The organism is Rhizobium sp. YTU87027 (genome assembly GCF_050644135.1).
In the GTDB taxonomy this organism is placed as follows: domain Bacteria; phylum Pseudomonadota; class Alphaproteobacteria; order Rhizobiales; family Rhizobiaceae; genus Rhizobium.
Genome location: NZ_CP098440.1, coordinates 1,594,560 through 1,612,783 on the forward strand (window position 1 = coordinate 1,594,560; position 18,224 = coordinate 1,612,783).

Below are 18,224 nucleotides of genomic sequence, written 5' to 3' on the forward strand. Positions count from 1 at the left end.
GATCCGGGGTTCCTATATGGCTTGTCACGATACAACCGGAATTCCGCCTTGCCGCCCAGCCTAACCTCCTTCACCGATGACGCGCGCATCGCCCTCGACAATTTCGCGGACCGGGCATCTGGCCTGATCAATCCAACTGTGCGCCTTGGCGTCACCGGCCTATCGCGCTCTGGGAAGACCGTCTTCATTTCCTCCCTCGTCCACAACCTGCTGCACGGCGGCCGGCTGCCGCTCTTCGAGCCAGTGCAGTCCGGTCGTGTCTCGGCGGTCCGGCTTGAGCAGCAGCCGGATGATGCAGTGCCGCGCTTCCAGTATGAAGATCACATTCGCTCCCTGGTGAAGGACCGCGTCTGGCCGGATTCCACACGCGCCATCTCGGAATTGCGCATCACACTCGAATATCAAAGTGCCAGCGGCTGGAATCGCCTCTTCTCGCCCGGTCGGTTGTCGATCGATATCGTCGACTATCCTGGCGAATGGCTGCTCGACCTGCCGCTGCTCGGAAAGGACTATCGCGCGTTCTGCGAGGAAACGATTGCCTTGGGCAAAACGGGCGTTCGCGCAGACCTTTCGCACGCTTGGCTGACACTCGCCCACGCCACGGACATCAGTGCTCCCGCCGACGAAATGCGTGCCCGCGACCTTGCAATTTCCTTTGCAGATTACCTCAAAGCCTGCAAAGCAGACGAACGCTCGCTTTCCACGCTCCCGCCCGGCCGCTTTCTATTGCCTGGCGATCTCGATGGCTCTCCCGCCCTCACCTTTGCGCCGCTCGCGCTTCCACCCGAGGGCAAAGCACAAAAGGGATCGCTGTGGGCGATGATGGAACGACGCTACGAGGCCTATAAATCGGTCGTCGTGAAGCCTTTCTTTCGCGAGCACTTTGCCCGTCTAGACAGGCAGATCGTGCTTGTCGATGCGCTGCAAGCCATCAATCGTGGCCCCGAGGCCGTACAGGACCTCGAACGCGCCCTGACGGACGTTCTGGCGTGCTTCCGACCGGGCACGAATTCCTGGCTGTCTTCATTGCTTGGCCGCCGCATCGACCGCGTCCTGGTTGCCGCGACCAAGGCCGACCACCTGCATCATGAAAGCCATGACCGGCTCGACGCCCTCACCCGCCGCTTGGTTGAGCGCGCAGCTGAGCGCATTGGAATGGCGGGGGCAGGAATCGACGTCATGGCACTTGCCTCTGTCCGCGCCACCCGCGAAGCGACAGTAAAACGCGACGGCCATAACCTCCCGGTCATCGTCGGGACACCGATGGAGGGAGAAACCATTGGTGGTGAACGTTTCGATGGCCACAGGAAGACGGCGATATTTCCGGGAGACCTTCCTGTGGACCCGGAGAACCTGTTCGAGCGAATCGAATCTGGAGAGCCCGACACCTCGCTGCCCGATATAAATGTCGTGCGCTTTCGTCCTCCGCACCTCGAAGAAACGGGCGGCGGCATAAAGCTTTCGGTCCCACATATTCGCCTCGACCGCGCCATGCAGTTTCTGTTCGGAGATCGCCTCGCATGATCAAACCACCATCCGAACACCCGGTCCACCGCACGCCGGCCGCGTTTTCTTATGAAGAGGACCCAGCGGTCCGACCGACAATCGAGACCAAACACCGCCAGCGAAAGCCAGGCAGCTTCACCGACGAGGTCGTGCTGACCGCCGACGAGGACGATCCATTCCTCAATCCTGAAAAGGATGTCCCTCCCGTGCCGCTCGTCCCCCGCAAGCGTGGCACGTCGTTTGCGAAAATCGCAGCGGCCGCATTCGGCATTCTCTTCTCGCTTGCCTTCGGCCTTTGGACCGACAGCCTTATCCACAATCTTTTCAGCCGCGCGGATTGGCTGGGCTATGCGGCGCTCGCGGCCCTGACGGTCGGCGTTCTGGCGGTGATTGCCATCGTTGTTCGCGAAACAGCCGGGATGATGCGGTTGACGGCTGTGCAGGGGATCAAGGCGGAAGCGGGGACCGCCATGGTCGAGACTAAACCGGCGAAGGCACGCGCACTGGTCAAGCGCCTGGAAACCTTGCTGTCCGACAAGCCCGAGACGGCCAAAGGCCGAGCCACCCTCAAGGCGGCGGAAGCCGATATCATCGACGCGCCACACCTCATTGCCCTCGCGGAACGCGAACTCCTGGCCCCGCTCGACAGGCAAGCCCGAGCTCTGATCGTCAATGCATCGAAAAGGGTTTCCATCGTCACCGCTGTCAGCCCACGCGCCATCGTCGATCTGCTCTACGTACTTTACGAAGCTGCCAGACTCGTTCGCGCGATGGCGGAGCTCTACGGCGGTCGGCCTGGCACACTCGGCATGATCCGACTCATGCGAGATGTTCTGGCGCATCTCGCCGTTACCGGCTCAATCGCCGTCGGCGACAGCCTTGTGCAGCAGGTGCTCGGCCATGGACTGGCCTCGAAACTGTCGGCGCGCCTTGGCGAGGGCGTCATCAACGGCCTGATGACCGCCCGCATCGGAATCGCTGCCATGGATCTCTGCCGTCCCCTTTCCTTCCATGCCCTGAAACGTCCGGGAATCGGTGACTTCATCGGCGATCTGGCTCCCTCGATGACGTCGCGCGACAAGAATTCCTGAGGATTGACGGTTTTGTTGCGCCCCGCCGCGTCTCAAACACGGCGTGGAAATACTTGTCGTGAATTCAATACCCTAGCGCCCCACTCTCACATTCCGCCAACTGCGAAAACGCCCGCTCCTCAGTGTTTTTCGGATGACGGGAAACCAACCGTTAACCATTATTCGGCAAAACTTGGCGCCAGTTAAGCGAGGGTGTCGCTAGGGAAAATCCATGTATTCGCGCAAGTTTCTTCTTCTTTTCGGGCTCGCTGCGGTGGCGCTGTCACCGGTCGCCGACATGGCCCCATCCGCGACAGCTGCAACACGTGACAAAGCCTTCTTCGAGTCCGTTGCCGGCACCTGGCGAGGCCCCGGCGAGATCGTTGCCGGCAAATACAAAGGCACGAAATTCACCTGCAATCTCGTAGGGGAACCGGTCAGCGCGGGCGGCACGGGTATCAAGCTTGACGGAAGCTGCAGGGTCGGTGTCTTCAAGCAGCCGATGACGGCGCTCATCACGCAGTCCGGCAATTCCTATAAGGGCAAGTTCCTTGATGGTGCCGATGGCAAGGGTCTCGACGTCGTTTCGGGTGCGGTAACGCAGGATACGGTGGTCGTCGGTCTCAACCGCTCCAAGCTGAACGGCGCTATGATTGCTCGCGTCAAAGACGACAAGACCATGAACGTTACCGTTTCCGTTAAGGTCGAAAGCCAGATGATCCCCGTCATCGGCCTGACGCTTACGCGCCAACTCGACGAAATCGCCGTCGGCTCCGTCGAATAATTCCAACGCGTACCTGAAAGCGGCGGATTTCCCGCCGCTTTTTTGTTTCAGACGGTATGCCACCAAGTGCTGCGGTCATCGGCAACCTCGATCCCCTGCACATCAGCCTTCGTCAGCCATTCGCGAACTGGTGCCCCATTGACGAGCAGTTCCGGAGCAAAGTCGGCAAGCGGCATCAACACGAAGCCACGGTCCGTCATGCGCGGGTGCGGGAGTTCGAGACGCGGCGCCGATTGCACCACATCGGCATAGGTCAGGATATCGATATCGAGTGTTCGCGGTCCCCACCGCTCGATGCGCTCTCGTTTCATCCCTCGTTCGATATCGAGGCAGACGTCGAGAAGCGCCTCTGGAGCAAGCGTTGTCTGGACTTCAGCGCAAGCGTTGAAGAAATAGGACTGGTCGGTTTTGCCCCAGGGCGGCGTACGATAGAGCCGCGACACCGCTACCACCCGGCAATCGGACCGTCGGTCAAGCGCTCTTAGTGCGACCGCCATCGCATGGACGGGCTCGCCGAGATTGCCGCCGAGGCCAAGTGTTGCGGTCTTGAAAACGGACTCAGGCAAAGTGTTCGATGCTCACTTGGACGAAATCCAGAACACCCGGCACCGGCGCGTTCGGCTTGCGGACAGTAATCTTTGCACGCTTGACCTGCGGAAACTTTGCGCAAAGTCCTTTTGCTATATCAAGGGCAAGCGCCTCGATAAGGTAGCGACGCTTGCCCGTGACAATCTCCTCGATCACCGTGAAGGCGATACCGTAGTTGACCGTATCGTTGATGGAATCGCTCTCCAGAGCACCGCCGGCAATGACGTCGAGCTCGGCATCCACAAAGAAGCGCTGGCCGAGGAACTCCTCCTCGTCGTGAACGCCGTGGCGGGCAAAGAACGCACAGTTCTGAAGCGTGATTGTGTAAGTGGTGCTCATGCCGAGTGTCCTTGCTCCAAACTATAGCGCGCCGCGAGCATAGCATCAGCGATGGCCAAAGCATCCCTGTTGATTGCGACATCGTGCACACGAAAAATGACCGCTCCGGAAAGACGCAGCAACACGCTCGTCGCTGCCGTTCCTGCGTCCCGGTCGGCGGCTTCCCTGCCCGTGATGGCGCCGACAAAACGCTTGCGCGATGTCCCGGCAAGCAGCGGTAATCCAAGGCGGTGAAGTTCGCCGAAACGCACCATCAGCTCAATATTCTCTTCGGTATCCTTCGCAAAGCCGAAGCCCGGATCCAACACGATGCGATCCCTTGCGACCCCCGCGGCCGATGCGATTTCGAGCGAGCGTTGCAGGAAGAGAAACTGGTCGGCGATCACGTCGGCAAGCTTCTCCCGTTCGCGGCCCGTGTGCATCAGGCACAGTCCTGCGCCAGTATCAGCAGCGATCTTTCCGATCTCCGGCTCCTTCTGCAATCCGAACACGTCATTGATAATGTGCGCTCCCGCGCTAACCGCAAGCCGAGCGGTCTCAGCCCGATAGGTGTCGATCGAGATCAACGCATCGGTCCTGCCGCGCAGCGCCTCGATCACCGGCAGGACCCGTGCCTGTTCTTGCAGGGGAGTGACGATATCCGCGCCGGGACGTGTCGACTCGCCGCCGATATCGATGATCTGAGCCCCCTCCCCGGCGGCCTGAAGCGCGTGCGCAACAGCGGCATCGACAGTGTCGTAACGTCCGCCATCAGAGAAGGAATCCGGCGTCGCGTTGACGATCGCCATAATAACGGCGCGTGTGCCCAGTTCTATCTCACGGCCATGCCCGACGCGCCAGAAACTGCTCCCAAGCTGTGCCAACGGCATTCATCCTATCGATCGAAAAAGGCGCCAACCATATTGCGCTGGCCGTGCCTATGCCCCAAGCTCCGCCAAACTTCAACATGAGTATCTGCAGAATGCTTTCCGTACCGCGTTATATGCTCTTCGTGCTCGGGTTTTCCATGGTCGTACCAGCATGTCCTCCGGCCTCTGCCGCCGTCATTGCGACCAAGAGCTACTCCTATTTCGCGATCGGGGGCAAAACCGCGGATCAGCTCGATCAACAGCTGAGCTCCAACGGACCGACGGCAAGTGGCTCGTCAGCCCGCCATCCCGGCGCGACCAAAATCCGTTTTGGCGGCGACGCCACCTATGTCCAGACGGGAGGCAAGTGCAAGGTTGGCAACGCCAAGGTAACGGTCCATACGCAGATTATCCTGCCGCGCTGGACAAACCGCAAAGGCGCCAGCAAACAGCTCTCTATGGTCTGGGATGCACTCTCGAGCGACATTAAGCGCCACGAAGAACGCCATGCCGAAATTGCCCGAAACCAGGCGCGCGTCATGGAAAGACAGATTCTCGCTCTACCGCCACAACCCAATTGTGAGCGGATGCAGGAACTCGTCACCGACGTATCGACGCGCGGCATCGAGGAACACGATCGGCTGCAGGCCCGATTCGACCGAGTCGAAGCTGCCAATTTCGAGAATCGGATGATGAGGTTGCTCGACCACCGGCTAAAAAAATCCGGCGGCGTAAGATAGCCGATTCTTGGGTCAAAAACGATCACAGAAGTTTAGCCGCGCAACAAAACTTGTGTGAAACCGCTGTCGCCCCAGTGTTTTAGTGGTTATTTCTCGGTCTAGCTAAATCAACCACAACGCGGTAATATTCAAACATTCGAAAGTTCAGGTCGGTAAGCCCGAACTTTCGCTCCTGGGTTCTCCTGGCGCGTTGCGAAGCCGCGGATGATCCTCCCTCGTCCGTAGGTAATGCGCCTACCTCGCCTCGCTCGTCTAACGGCCAGCGAGGCTTTTTTTGGGAGTGCGGTGGAATTAGGCCTGCCGCTCGGGCACGTGGACGGTGAGACCATCCAGGGCTGTCTTCATCCTGATCTGACAGGAAAGGCGCGACGTCGGGCGCACGTCAAACGCGAAATCGAGCATATCTTCTTCCATGGCCTCGGGCGGACCAACGCGCTCCGTCCACTCGTCGTCGACGTAGACATGACAGGTTGCGCAGGCGCAGGCGCCGCCGCACTCCGCCTCGATACCCGGCACCGAATTGCGCACGGCATTTTCCATAACAGTCGATCCCTGATCGACATCAAGATCGAAGCGCGTGCCGTCGAAGGCGACAATGGTCAATTTGGGCATGATGATTTCCGGTGGTCGTCAATGGGAGGGTCTGGATTTTTCTTCCAACAAATCGCCGAGGCAGTCAACATCGACCGCTCGATGCTCTTCATCACAAATTGAGAAGCGACGCGCTTGTCAAAATGCGCCATGCCGAAGGTCACAAAAAGACCCGCTGCCCTGAAATGGGCCAGCGGGTCTTGTACCCATGTTGACTTTGCGTCGGTTAGCGGCAGAGTTTGAGAATAAAATTCTCGGCTTCGATTACCGCAAAGCCGACCGCCGCCATGCTGGCAGCGTCGCCGCAATTACCCTCGAGCGCTTCGGCTGCTGCATGAACACGAAACGCGCCAATGGCTCCAGCCGCGCCCTTGAGGCGGTGTGCCGCGGCTTCTATAATCTTGGCGTTGCCGGACGACATCTCCTGCAGGCAAGCCCGCGCCTGCCGCGCAAACATCTGCAGAACTTCGATTTCCAGGCTCTTGTCGCCCATTGTCTGATTTGCCAGATGCACCAGATCGACCGGACGTTCGTGCGAAGGGCGAGGCCCCTTGCAATTGTCGGGCGCCGCGAACGCAATACTGACTGCTGCCATGTGCCAATTCTCCCGTCGTCTATCCCGCCGTTTCATCATCGTGCGGGGTACTGGATGGGAATCGCGTTAAATTCCGGCACATTCAGGGCGGATTTCTCGGGATATGGTTAACGCCTGATAAACGGCATTAACCCTTTGGTTTTTAAAGACGCACATCTCTTAAATGATGTTAACAAGACCTTAATATCATGGGATTTGACCGGTTGCGTTAATTGTCTAGCAGTCGCGGATGTGTCACTACGATACTACTGGGCGAGCTTGCCGGCACCTGCCTTTGCTCGCCAAGTGGATAATGGTAATGTTTTGATACCGTCTGTATGAAAAAGCAGCTATCCACTCTGAAATGATATGCTTATCCGTCCTCGGCAATGTGGGCGGGCGGGCTCAGAGGCTAAGGTTTTGTTCGGGCTCGGCGGGAAGCCCGGATGCGTTGTTGAACCGGCTGGGATGTAACGAGGCGTAACGTAAATGGCGAACAACAAGTACAACGAGTCGATCGAGGACAAGGCGTTCAAGGCATTGGACGAAGCGCTCCAGATCGACTTCGGAAAAGACGATACGCTGTCTCGCAACGGCAAGACCGACGCCCCGGAGGCCAAATTGTCCGAAACACCAAGTGCCCGCAATCAGCAAAGCCAAACAGACGCCAAGCGTGCCCGTGCCGCTAACACGCCTCGCCAGCCCGAACAGCCGTCGCGCGCCCCCTCCTTCGCCGCCAACGATGCCAACCGCATCTCGCCGGCTTCGCTCCTGAAGTCCCTGGAGAACGGCACCAGCCGCTCGGCAGTGCGCAACGCAACGCTCGTGTCGCTTCTCTGGATTGTCGCGGGACTTGGCCTGATGGCCCTGCTCTACTCGCCCCAGATCTGGCAGATCCGCTCCCTCGCCGATCTTTTGGCGCTCCCGGGTGTCATCGCCGGTTTCATCGGCATCATTGTGCCGGTACTATTGTTCTATGCCTTCGCGGTCATGATGGCCCGCGCCCAGGACATGCGCAACGCAGCACGTTCCATGGCCGAAGTCGCGCTTCGCCTCTCCGAACCGGAAACCGTCGCTTCCGAACGCATCATGACCGTCGGCCAGGCCGTTCGCCGCGAAGTCTCCGCCATGAATGAAGGCATCGAGCGTACTATTGCGCGCGCTTCGGAGCTTGAAACCCTCGTCCATTCCGAGGTCAATGCGCTTGAGCGGAGCTACGCCGACAATGAATTGCGCGTACGCGGCCTCGTGCACGAGCTCGGCTCGGAGCGCGAAGCGATCGTTAATCACGCCGAGCGCATCCGCACGTCGATCGCCGGCGTGCACGACCAGCTTAAGGAAGATCTGTCGCTTGCCACGGAAGAGATCGCCGTACGCCTAGCGACTTCAGGTGAAGCCTTCGCATCGATGATCGACACGCGCGCCGCGGCGATCACTGAAAAATCCGAGTCGGCGATCCAGTCGCTCGGCACGCTGCTGGCGGCAAAGACGGATTCGCTGCTCCAAACGCTGACCTCGTCTGGATTTGCGCTAACAAACGAATTCGACACCCGGCTGGACTCCCTCACGTCGAGCCTCAGCGAACACGGAGAGCAGATCCTCCGGCAGTTCGAGACGCGTGCGTCCACGATGGACAGCAACGCCGAGAAGCTCAATGCCGCGCTGAACGACCGCGCCCGTCAGCTGAACGAGATCCTGATTGCCCGCACCCGTGAGATCAACGAGAGCCTGACCGGTGGCGAACGCACGATCAGCACCACGCTTGATGACGTCCTTTCCAAGCTCAACAGCGCACTGGACGAGAAGGGTTCGAGCTTCCGTCAGAGCCTGCAATCGAGCGTCGACGACACTATTATGGACCTCGATCTTCGCTCCGGCTTCTTTGACGAAAGGCTCCAGGCAACCGTCGCGCAGCTCTCGACCTCGTTCGATGAGCGCGTCGCGGAATTCGCCAATGCCTTCGACAAGCGCGCCGGCTCGCTCGACACGAAGCTGATGGAGAGCCTCAACCGCATCAACGACACGATGACCGGCGGTTCGGACGCGCTGAACGGTATCCTGAGTTCGAGCATCGAGCGCCTTGGCGCGTCGCTCACCGACCAGTCCTTCGCGCTGGCCACCGCCCTTGCCACTAGCCAGGAAGTCATGGAAAGCTCGCTGGCAGGCAAGGTCTCCGAAGTCACCGAGGCCATCCACACGCATACGACGGGTATGACGTCGGCGCTCAGCCACGCCACCTCCGAGATCTCCCTGGCGCTCGCATCGGGCACGTCCGAACTCCACAACAATCTGTCCGCGCGTGCGACGGAATTCCGCGACACGCTGCTGTCCACGACCTCCGATCTAAGCTCCGCCGTCTCCGCGGGGACCGATCAGATCACCTCGGCCTTTGGTCGTGCCGACGAACTGAACACGATGATCTCCAGGCGCGCAGCAGATATTACGCAGGCGCTCGATTCCGCGCACGAGCGGATCGACGGAGTGATGGCCGATCGCGGCGGCGCGCTGACGGCTGCCCTCGCGGAGAGCCAGGACCGGTTCGAGAGCACGCTTGCAAGCCGCTCCGAGGCAATCATCAGCGCAGTTTCCGGCAGCCATGAGCGCCTCGCCGACACCCTCGACGACAAGGCGATGACGCTGGCCATTTCGCTGGATGAAAGTCAGAACCGTTTCGAGGATACGATCGCCAAGCGTGCCGAAGCGATTGCCGCTTCGATCGCCAGCGGCCACGACAAGCTTGCCGACACTCTTGATGACAAGGCGATGGCACTCGCGATTTCCCTCAACGAGGGGCAGTCCCGCCTTGCCGACACACTTGGCCTTCATGTCGACGCGGTCGCAAACCAGCTCGCCGGCAGCCACGAAAAGCTCAGCGAAGTGCTTGACGACAAGACGATGGCGCTCGCCATCTCTCTCAATGAAAGCCAGACGCGCCTTGCCGACACCCTCGGACATCACGCTGAGACGATCGCGAACCAACTGGTCGGCGGCCACGAGAAGCTCACAGAGGCTCTCGACGATCGGGCAATGGCGCTTGCCATTTCCCTCAACGAAAGCCAGACCCGTCTCGAAGACACGCTCGGCCATCACGCAGAAACGATCAGCAACTCGCTTTCCGGCGGACATGACCGGATCACCGAAGCGCTCGACGACCGCGTCATGGCACTCGCCGTATCCCTGAACGAAGGCCATAGCCGCATCGAGGACGCGCTTGGGCGGCGCGTCGATACCATCGCGAATTCGATTGCCACGGTTCAGGATCGTCTTTCGGATACGCTCGACGAGAAGGCCATGGCGCTCGCGATCTCATTCAGCGAAAGCCAGAGCCGCTTTGACGACGCGCTGGAAGCGCGTACCAATGCATTGCTTGACACGGTGGCCGGCGCTGAATCCCGCGTTGCCGGTGCCCTCGTTGACAAGTCGGACGCAATTCGCAGCGCCTACACCCAGAGCCAGGAACGCCTCGAGCGCTCGTTGAACGATCACGCATCGACGCTCGCCAACACGCTTTCGAGCGGCGGAGACCGCATCGAGCAGCTGACCGGCGGTGCCGCCGCCCGCATCGAAGACAGCCTGGGCAATGCGCACCGGCGGCTGGAAACATTGCATGGCGACGCAGCCACGCGCATCGAGAGCGGTCTGGATTCGGCTCACGAACGCATTCGCTCGACGCTCACCGATCGCGAACAGGCGATCAATCTCGCGCTGACCGATGCTCACACTCGCCTCAATGACACGCTTTCCGACCAGGCGACGACCATCGGCGCATCGATCGCCACCAGCGTCGGCATGCTGGAAATGTCGCTGGAAGACCACGAGGCTTCTCTTCGCCAGACGATCGACAACAGTGGCCGAGCTCTCGAAGATCGCCTGCGCGACAGCACCGGCCATATTGCCGGTCGCTTCCAGGAGGCTGCAGGCGAGATCTCGCGCACGGCAGAAACCTTCTCCTCGCAGCTCGATCAGTCGATCGAGGGCATGACCGGTCGCTTTGCCGAAACCGGTTCTCGCGTCGAGGCTGGCCTTGCGGCCCTCGAAAACCGTATTCGCGACGGCGTCGGCGGAGTAGCTGAGCAGGTCGACGCGGCTGGCGGTCGCCTCTCAAACACCTTGTCCGATGGCATCTCGCGTCTCGGAACGCTCGGCGAAGAAGCGACCGGCCGCATTTCGGCAGCGCTTGACGAGAGCGCTGCTAAGTTTGCCGAGACGATCGACGGCCGCACGGCCAACCTCACATCGGAGATCGACAGCCGCACGACCAATCTGACGTCCGGTATCGACACCCGCACGGCGAGCATCGGCGAGGCGATGGAGCGCGGCAGTGCTCGCATCGAGGAGCGTCTCTCGACGATGGACCGCGCTCTGACGGTTGGCCTCGACGCGGTCAATCGCACCATTGAAGGCAAGGCTGCCGGCCTCGCCGCTTCGCTGCGTAGCGCCGTCGCCGAGACGACCCAGGGCATGGACGAAGAAGCTGCACGCGCCGCCGAAAATCTCGGCCATACCGGCCAGCAATTTGCGGAGAGCCTCGAAGCCAAGAGCAACGAGTTCAGCCGCACGATCGAAGAGCGTTCCGAACGGATCGTCGGTCGCGTGTCCGAAGCGCAGAACCGTTTGGCCGGCCAGGCAGCAGCCGTCGCTCAGACCTTCTCGGAAGCAGGTAATGCAATCATCAACAAGGTTGCGGAAGCCGAGACCCTGGTCAGCGGCCAAGTGGGCGCCATCTCACGCGCGCTCGGCGACGCACAGGCAACCTTCGAAAGCCATGGCGCCGGCATCCGCACGACGATTTCCGACGCCAGCCAGGAAATCACCTCGACGATGGCCGAGGTCGAACGTGCTCTGGAAGCTCGCGGCAATGCGATCCGGTCAAGCCTCGAGGACCGCACGCGCGAAATAGACTCGACGCTCACCGATGTTGAAAAAGCGCTTGAAGCACGCGGTAACGCCATCCGCACGACGCTCGACGACCGCACGCGCGAACTCAACTCGATGCTTGCCGGCCGCAATACGGAGCTGTCGCGCATTCTCGACGAGACAGCACGCCCGCTGATCGATCGCTATGCCGACGCAGGCAAGGAAGCCGCAGCGCGTATCACGGCGGCAACTGAGCGCAGCACCGAGCGTCTGCGCAGCGAGAATGAGGCCCTGATCAATGCGATCGCCGCACGCACGGAGAGTGCATCCTCGGCTGTCGATGCAATGGAAAACAGCCTTCTTGCCAACGTCAACAAGCTCATCGAGCGCCTGTCGGACAACAGCTCCGCCATGGGGCAAATGATGAGCAGCGCAGCCGAAAACCTGGCAGCAGTGGACGGTCGCCTTGGCGATACGACTTCGCGTTTCACTGAATCAGCATCGAAGGCAGCAGAGATGGTCTCGGCCTCAACGCGCCTGCTCGAAGGCAAGGTCGATCGCCTGTCCGATATTTCGGGTCAGACTCTTGCTCAGGTCGGTGGCATCATTGGCCGGTTCGACGAGCACTCCAAGGTGCTCGGCCAGGCATCCGGCCTGCTCGCGGCGGCTCAATCGAATCTTGTTTCGACGCTCGAGGATCGAGAGACGGCGCTGCAGAACCTCTCGATTGGCCTTGTCCAGCGCTCCGAGGAAATCGAGAAGACCATGCGCTCCCTGGGTGGTATGGTCGAATCCGCCTTCGACCGTGCCGAGCAGCGCTCGAACCAAGTTAGCGGTACTCTGCGCGAAAGCGTGCAGTCCTCGTTCTCCGACATCGGCCGCGTTCTTTCCGAGACCGAAAAGCGTGCGGAGGAAGCAGCCGCGACCATGCGTGCGGCACTCGTCAAGGCCGGAGAAGAAGCCAACGCGACAATCGACGGTGCATTCGGCAACGCCGAGCGTCGTTCCGGTGAGCTCTCGAACCGCTTGCGCGGCGGCCTGACAGCGTCCCTGTCGGAAGTCGAGCGTATGCTGGGCGATGCAGGCCGCGCGTCCGACGGCGCTGCCCAGACCATGCGCGAATCGCTGCGTGAAGCAGTCGAGGAGGCGGTATCCCGCTTCTCAGGTGCAACGGAAGAGATCCGCCGCTCAGCCGGCGATATCCGCAAGGAACTCGATATGACCCGCAGCGAGCTGAAGCGCGGTGCATTCGACCTTCCTGAGGAAGCTAAGGAGAGCGCCGCCGCCATGCGTCGTGCGGTCGCCGAGCAGATCAAGGCTCTGCAGGATATCTCGCATATCGTTGGCCGTTCGACGCAGCAGTTGGAAATCTCAGAGCCGGCGCCGCGGGCTATTGCTCAGCCTCAGCCAGCGCCGCGTCCTGCCCAGCCAGCCGTTACCCAGCAGGCGCCTCAACCTGCTCCGTCGCCAGTCCCCGCGCCTGCAGTAACGCCATCGCCGATCGAAAGCTTCGGTCTGCGGGGTTCGCTGACGCCGCCGACGCCAGCAGCCGTAACCCCGCAGCGAGCACCCGTTGCAGCGCCTGCTCCGGCGACACCGGCAACCGGCGGCTGGATCAGCGATCTTCTGCGTGGCGCATCGCGCGAGGAAACCGCCGAGGAAGCTCCGGCACGGCAACCGGCACCGCGCGCCGAGGCTACCGCAGCAGCACCGGCTCGCACCGCCGATAGCCGCAACCCGCGCCATGTCGTCGAGTCCCTGAACTCGCTTTCAGTGGATATCGCCCGCGCGATCGATCACGATGCATCGGTTGACCTGTGGCGTCGCTACCAGCGCGGCGAACGCGACGTCTTTACACGTCGCCTTTACACGCTGAAGGGTCAGCAGACGTTCGACGAAATTAAGCGCAAGTACGATCGCGAGCCGGAGTTCCGCACGGCAGTCGATCGCTACATCGCCGATTTCGAGAAGCTACTAGCCGATGTGTCCCGCGGCGATCGCGACAAGACGATTACACAGTCCTACCTGACCTCCGATACGGGCAAGGTCTACACGATGCTTGCTCATGCCGCGGGACGGCTGAAGTAAGACGTCCGGAAAACAAAGAAATGGCCGCCCGAGGGCGGCCATTTTGTATTTTGGGGCAGCGGGAGCTATCCGGCTGAGATCTGGATGAAGCGAGCGAAGCTCGTGTGCAGCAAGATGGGACCCCATACAGCCTCATCCCCTGGTCGTTCCGGTCACAAAGCGCCCCGCGGCACTTACCGCCTGTCCGGTTGGACGGTTAGATCGACTGCAGCGTCCAGTCGACGATCTGAGCAGCTGCTGCCGAGAAAGCACGATCGAGCGCTTTCACAAGACCATCGTTCGACCCGCTGGCGGGTGCCTCTTGTCTGAACACTTTCTGAGCCCGTACAGTACCGTTGCGATCGTTCAGGATCTTGGCTGAAATCTCAACCACCGCGCGGCTGCCACCGGTCGTATCGATCTCGAAGGAGCGAATATCCGTCACGAGCTGATAATCGATCGCGAGCCCCTGGCCGGGAACGCCGACGCCGCCGAGCTTGCCGGAATTCTCGTAGGCCTCGACCAGCTTCACCTGAACCATGCGAGGCAGCTTGTCACCCCATTGCGCCCTGGAAAGGTACTGTATTTGCGAAGGCGCCACCCGAACGACAATCTGTTCGCTGTCGATTGCCTTCAACGCGGTCGGTTGCTGCACCAGGATCTGCCGGCTTCTTGCCGCCGGTCCAGTGCCGGTCGCCGACCCCGAGAGATCATAGGTGTCGTTCTTCGCAGCCGTTCCGCAGCCGGCAAGGCCTGCCAATAGCGGCAACGCGATCGCGGTTCTGGATAGCCACGAACGACGCTGCAACAGATCCGATACGGCCATATGCGCTCCCCTAATATCCCTGTTAACGCCGCGTCCGGCCGTCATATTGCTTTACCGTATCCCCGCCGAAGATCAGCCGCTGCGGGTTGCGGTCGAAATCACTTATCGCATTGCTAAGGTTCTGGACGGTGGAGCGCGTGTCGTTGATAAGCGATTGCATATCGCGCAGGCCACCGCTGGAAAACTTCTGCAGATTGTCCGCAATCGGGCCGATCCGTGAATTGAGGTTGTCGGCCACCTTTTTGAACGAGGTGAGCGTGTCACGCGCCTGCGCAAAAAGCGACTGCGTATTGTCCGTTCCGAGCAGCGCATCGAGCTTGATCAGAATACCGTCGACGCGTGTGGACGCCGAATTCAGCTTGTTCGCCATCTGCGACACGTCCTGAATCGTCTGATCGATATCCTTCTGCCGAGCCGAAACGGTGTTTGCGACATCCTTGATGGACGCGACTGCACTGCGCGCATCCTTGGTCGCTTGGGAGATGTCGTCCACGGATCCCTTGACCTTCGCCGGGTCGATCTGCGCTACCAGAGTATCCACCCGATCGAGCGTCGCCTGCGCCTTCTTGCCGAGATCGTTGTAGGTCGTTGCCGTTTCCTGGAATTTCTGGATCGCACCCTTGAAGTCACCCGACGCATCGGCAACGTCGCGGCTGACCTTCTCGGCATTGCTGAGAATAGTATCGATCTTCTTCGCATCAACGGCCTTTACGAGCGCTTCGACCGCCTCCAGCGTCGAGTCGACACGCCCCGAGACCTTCCGAACCGTATCGGACAGTTGCCCGACACTTTGCAGGAATGAATCAATGTTGCCGGAATTCTTGGCCAACGCGTCGGAGAACGTCTCTGCATTCTGCAACGTCTTCGTCAGTGGTCCGCGTGCGTCCTTCACAAACCCCTGAACCTGCCCGATGGCATCGTTTGCGCGGTCCAGAATCTTGTCTGCCGTCGCCAGAAGGTTGGTCACGCTCGACTGGTCAGCGACGATCACCGCCCGCTTCCCTGTGTCAATCGACTGCTGAAGGATGTTCTTCTCACCGATCTTACCGCCGGAGAGCTCGATATAGGCGGCACCCGTCAAACCCTGGATTTCAAGGATAGCTTTCGTCGATGGATAGATCGGCGCATCGACGCGCACCTCAGTGAACGCCAGCGAGAAGCTCGGATCGTCTGCATCGATCGACAGCGACTTCACCGAGCCGACCTGAATGCCGTTGAAGCGCACCGGCGAACCGACGCTCAGACCGTTCGCGGAGCCCGGGATGCGGACGATCAGTTCAGCCATCGGCCCGCCGCGCCCGTATTCGGCCATCCAGTAGACGAAGCCGAACGCCGCCGCGATAACAAGCACCGTGAAAAAGCCGACAATCGTGTAGTTCGCTTTTGTTTCCATCGTATCCGCTCACTTCCCGCGGCTATCTTGCGCCAGGCTGTCGTCGCCGGCGTGGCTGTTTTGCGGCACGATCGAGCGCGCCCTCTTGCCCTTGAAATAAGCCTGAACCCACGGATCATCGCAGGCCAGCATGTCGTCTATTGTTCCCTCGACCAATACCCGCTTCTTGCCAAGAACGGCAATCCGGTCGCAGACGGAGAAGAGGCTGTCGAGGTCGTGGGTGACCATGTAGACGGTCAGTCCAAGCGTGTCCCTGAGCCTTGCAATAAGCTCATCGAACTCCGCTGCCCCGATTGGATCAAGGCCTGACGTCGGTTCGTCGAGGAACACCAGCTCGGGATCGAGTGCCAGGGCGCGTGCCAGCGCCGCACGCTTGATCATACCGCCCGAAAGCTCGGAAGGGTATTTGTCGGCAGCATCAGCCGCGAGTCCGACCAGCCGGATCTTGAGCTGAGCCAGTTCGTCCATCAACGACTGCGGCAGATCCAGATACTCGCGCATCGGCACCTGGATGTTTTCCTTGACGGTCAGCGAGGAGAAAAGCGCCCCCTGCTGAAAGAGCACACCGAGCCGCATGTCGAGCGCATTGCGCTGCGGCTCGTCCAGTTGATCGAAGTCCTGACCGAGAATCTTGATGGTGCCCGAGCGCCGCGGCAGCAGCCGAAGCACGGTCCGCATCAAGACAGACTTGCCCGTTCCCGACGCGCCGACAAAACCGAGAATTTCGCCGCGATAGATATCGAGGTTCAGATTGTCGAGGACGACCTTCGACCCGAAACCGACGGTTACGCCGCGCGCAGACAGCACGACTTTCCGCTCCTCGCTGTTTCCTGTCTCTGTCTGTTGTCCGTCCACGTACGATCCTTAGAAATTGATGGCCGCATAGAACATGGCAAAAAGCCCGTCCATGAGGATAACGACGAAGATCGCCTTCACCACCGACGCGGTCACATGCTGGCCAAGCGACTCAGCGCTGCCGCCGACCTTTAAGCCCTCGACCGCCGCAACGATACCGATAACCAGTGCCATGAACGGCGCCTTGATCATCCCGGACAGGACCGTCGACAGCGTGATCGCCTCATGCAGGCGGGCGATGAAGTTGGCGAAGGTAATGCCGGAGTAGGCCCAGGCAACCACGGCTGCGCCGGCGAGCGACGCAAAGTTCGCAATGACGGTCAACAGCGGCAGCGCCACCGTAAGGGCAACCAGGCGCGGGAAGATCAGCACGCCCACGGGATTGAGCCCCATCACCTTCAGCGCATCGACCTCCTCGCGCATCTTCATGGAGCCGATTTCGGCGGTGATGGCGCTACCGGAACGGCCAGCGATCATGATTGCCGTCAGGAGCACGCCGATTTCGCGAAGCTGCAGGATACCGACGAGGTCGACGACGAAGACTTCCGCGCCGAAATAGCGGAGCTGGAAGGCGCCCTGCTGCGCGATGATCGCGCCGATCAGGAACGACATCAGCAATATGATCGGCACCGCGCGTACGCCCATATGGTCGATCTGATTGACGATCGACGCCGGCGAGACCCCACTGCCGCGCCCGAACTTCATCTGCGCACCGCGCACAGCGGAGCCGAGAATATACATCGCGGCTGCAAGGTTGTTCCAGATCTCGAACGTGATCTTGCCGATTGGTGCGAAGATCCGCTCCAGCAAGCTTGCCCGTTGCTGCGGTTCCTGCTCGGACTGCGGCGGCTCCTCAGAAAACTCCGCAATCATTTCGTCGATATGTGCGTTGCTGCCTTCAAAGCGCACGGTGCCACCTGCGCCTTCAACCTGCTTCTTCAGCCGGCACAGCAGCCAGACACCCGCCGTGTCGATGTCCGTCACGCCTGACAGGTCGAGGGTCACCTCGCCGCTTCGACCCGCAGTGAGCTTCTCGAAGTCGCGCAAAACGAGATGCAGGTTCGCGCTTCGCCAGTTCCCCTCGATATGAACGAGCTGGCCCGCGCCATGGGTCTGGTCGTCCACATGCAGTGAGGCGGCGTTACGGGTTTCGGACTTCAAAACGCTTGTGTCTTTCAAGGCTTAC

At 60.6% G+C, this 18,224-nt stretch carries 14 protein-coding genes; 5 read left to right on the forward strand and 9 right to left on the reverse strand.

Going from position 1 to position 18,224, the window contains the following annotated elements:
• Nucleotides 1-48 precede the first annotated feature (48 nt).
• The 3 genes from NBG89_RS08100 (at nucleotide 49) to NBG89_RS08110 (ending at nucleotide 3,360) form a co-directional block, all read left to right on the forward strand.
• On the forward strand, nucleotides 49-1,524 hold the full coding sequence (locus tag NBG89_RS08100) for a YcjX family protein (protein WP_431322381.1): 1,476 nt from the start codon (nucleotides 49-51) through the stop codon (nucleotides 1,522-1,524).
• Entirely contained in the window at nucleotides 1,521-2,597 is a 1,077-nt protein-coding gene (locus tag NBG89_RS08105; RefSeq protein ID WP_431322382.1) for a YcjF family protein, read from the forward strand. The genes NBG89_RS08100 and NBG89_RS08105 overlap by 4 nt, the downstream gene beginning before the upstream one ends.
• Nucleotides 2,598-2,808: 211 nt before the next feature.
• Nucleotides 2,809-3,360 carry a hypothetical protein gene (locus tag NBG89_RS08110; protein ID WP_431322383.1) on the forward strand — a complete coding sequence of 184 codons (552 nt, stop codon included), beginning with the start codon at nucleotides 2,809-2,811 and terminating at the stop codon, nucleotides 3,358-3,360.
• Nucleotides 3,361-3,407: 47 nt separating this feature from the next.
• On the opposite strand, the gene folK is transcribed toward NBG89_RS08110, so the two are convergent.
• The 3 genes from folK to folP all read right to left on the reverse strand — a co-directional run bounded on the left by folK (nucleotide 3,408) and on the right by folP (nucleotide 5,156).
• Nucleotides 3,408-3,857 carry a 2-amino-4-hydroxy-6-hydroxymethyldihydropteridine diphosphokinase gene (folK, locus tag NBG89_RS08115; RefSeq protein ID WP_431322632.1) on the reverse strand — a complete coding sequence of 150 codons (450 nt, stop codon included), beginning with the start codon at nucleotides 3,855-3,857 and terminating at the stop codon, nucleotides 3,408-3,410.
• A gap of 61 nt (nucleotides 3,858-3,918) precedes the next feature.
• The gene (gene folB, locus NBG89_RS08120) at nucleotides 3,919-4,287 is read right to left on the reverse strand and encodes a dihydroneopterin aldolase (RefSeq protein WP_431322384.1); all 369 of its coding nucleotides are present in this window, start codon (nucleotides 4,285-4,287) and stop codon (nucleotides 3,919-3,921) included.
• On the reverse strand, nucleotides 4,284-5,156 hold the full coding sequence (gene folP, locus NBG89_RS08125; RefSeq protein WP_431322385.1) for a dihydropteroate synthase: 873 nt from the start codon (nucleotides 5,154-5,156) through the stop codon (nucleotides 4,284-4,286). The genes folB and folP overlap by 4 nt, the downstream gene beginning before the upstream one ends.
• Before the next feature lie 92 nt (nucleotides 5,157-5,248).
• Here folP and NBG89_RS08130 point away from each other — a divergent pair, with 92 nt between their 5' ends.
• Nucleotides 5,249-5,875, forward strand: a complete 627-nt coding sequence (locus NBG89_RS08130) for a DUF922 domain-containing Zn-dependent protease (protein ID WP_431322633.1) — start codon at nucleotides 5,249-5,251, stop codon at nucleotides 5,873-5,875.
• Nucleotides 5,876-6,166: 291 nt separating this feature from the next.
• Here the strand turns inward: NBG89_RS08130 and NBG89_RS08135 are convergent, their stop codons facing one another.
• Nucleotides 6,167-6,487: a 2Fe-2S iron-sulfur cluster-binding protein gene (locus tag NBG89_RS08135; RefSeq protein WP_431322386.1), complete on the reverse strand. Its 321-nt coding sequence runs from the start codon at nucleotides 6,485-6,487 to the stop codon at nucleotides 6,167-6,169.
• Between the two features lie 205 nt (nucleotides 6,488-6,692).
• Complete coding sequence (locus tag NBG89_RS08140) at nucleotides 6,693-7,061, reverse strand: Hpt domain-containing protein (protein ID WP_431322387.1); 369 nt, start codon at nucleotides 7,059-7,061, stop codon at nucleotides 6,693-6,695.
• Nucleotides 7,062-7,529: 468 nt separating this feature from the next.
• Here NBG89_RS08140 and NBG89_RS08145 point away from each other — a divergent pair, with 468 nt between their 5' ends.
• Nucleotides 7,530-13,985 (forward strand): hypothetical protein, encoded by a 6,456-nt coding sequence (locus tag NBG89_RS08145; RefSeq protein WP_431322388.1) that lies wholly within the window; start codon nucleotides 7,530-7,532, stop codon nucleotides 13,983-13,985.
• A 196-nt stretch (nucleotides 13,986-14,181) separates the two neighbouring features.
• On the opposite strand, the gene NBG89_RS08150 is transcribed toward NBG89_RS08145, so the two are convergent.
• From NBG89_RS08150 to NBG89_RS08165, 4 genes are read right to left on the reverse strand one after another with little or no spacing between them, the layout of a single operon-like run.
• Nucleotides 14,182-14,790: an ABC-type transport auxiliary lipoprotein family protein gene (locus NBG89_RS08150; RefSeq protein WP_431322389.1), complete on the reverse strand. Its 609-nt coding sequence runs from the start codon at nucleotides 14,788-14,790 to the stop codon at nucleotides 14,182-14,184.
• A gap of 22 nt (nucleotides 14,791-14,812) precedes the next feature.
• Nucleotides 14,813-16,183 carry an MCE family protein gene (locus NBG89_RS08155; RefSeq protein ID WP_088704807.1) on the reverse strand — a complete coding sequence of 457 codons (1,371 nt, stop codon included), beginning with the start codon at nucleotides 16,181-16,183 and terminating at the stop codon, nucleotides 14,813-14,815.
• 9 nt (nucleotides 16,184-16,192) lie between these two features.
• Complete coding sequence (locus NBG89_RS08160) at nucleotides 16,193-17,038, reverse strand: ABC transporter ATP-binding protein (RefSeq protein ID WP_431322390.1); 846 nt, start codon at nucleotides 17,036-17,038, stop codon at nucleotides 16,193-16,195.
• A 9-nt stretch (nucleotides 17,039-17,047) separates the two neighbouring features.
• Nucleotides 17,048-18,217 carry an MlaE family lipid ABC transporter permease subunit gene (locus NBG89_RS08165; protein WP_431322391.1) on the reverse strand — a complete coding sequence of 390 codons (1,170 nt, stop codon included), beginning with the start codon at nucleotides 18,215-18,217 and terminating at the stop codon, nucleotides 17,048-17,050.
• Between the last annotated feature and the right edge of the window lie 7 nt (nucleotides 18,218-18,224).

What these genes read in the sequence shown, in the direction of transcription:
- NBG89_RS08105 (WP_431322382.1), top strand. Translation starts at nt 1,521, where the DNA reads ATGATCAAACCACCATCCGAACACCCGGTCCACCGCACGCCGGCCGCG.
- NBG89_RS08110 (WP_431322383.1), top strand. Translation starts at nt 2,809, where the DNA reads ATGTATTCGCGCAAGTTTCTTCTTCTTTTCGGGCTCGCTGCGGTGGCG.
- folK (WP_431322632.1), bottom strand. Translation starts at nt 3,857, where the DNA reads ATGGCGGTCGCACTAAGAGCGCTTGACCGACGGTCCGATTGCCGGGTG.
- folB (WP_431322384.1), bottom strand. Translation starts at nt 4,287, where the DNA reads ATGAGCACCACTTACACAATCACGCTTCAGAACTGTGCGTTCTTTGCC.
- folP (WP_431322385.1), bottom strand. Translation starts at nt 5,156, where the DNA reads ATGCCGTTGGCACAGCTTGGGAGCAGTTTCTGGCGCGTCGGGCATGGC.
- NBG89_RS08130 (WP_431322633.1), top strand. Translation starts at nt 5,249, where the DNA reads ATGCTTTCCGTACCGCGTTATATGCTCTTCGTGCTCGGGTTTTCCATG.
- NBG89_RS08135 (WP_431322386.1), bottom strand. Translation starts at nt 6,487, where the DNA reads ATGCCCAAATTGACCATTGTCGCCTTCGACGGCACGCGCTTCGATCTT.
- NBG89_RS08140 (WP_431322387.1), bottom strand. Translation starts at nt 7,061, where the DNA reads ATGGCAGCAGTCAGTATTGCGTTCGCGGCGCCCGACAATTGCAAGGGG.
- NBG89_RS08145 (WP_431322388.1), top strand. Translation starts at nt 7,530, where the DNA reads ATGGCGAACAACAAGTACAACGAGTCGATCGAGGACAAGGCGTTCAAG.
- NBG89_RS08150 (WP_431322389.1), bottom strand. Translation starts at nt 14,790, where the DNA reads ATGGCCGTATCGGATCTGTTGCAGCGTCGTTCGTGGCTATCCAGAACC.
- NBG89_RS08155 (WP_088704807.1), bottom strand. Translation starts at nt 16,183, where the DNA reads ATGGAAACAAAAGCGAACTACACGATTGTCGGCTTTTTCACGGTGCTT.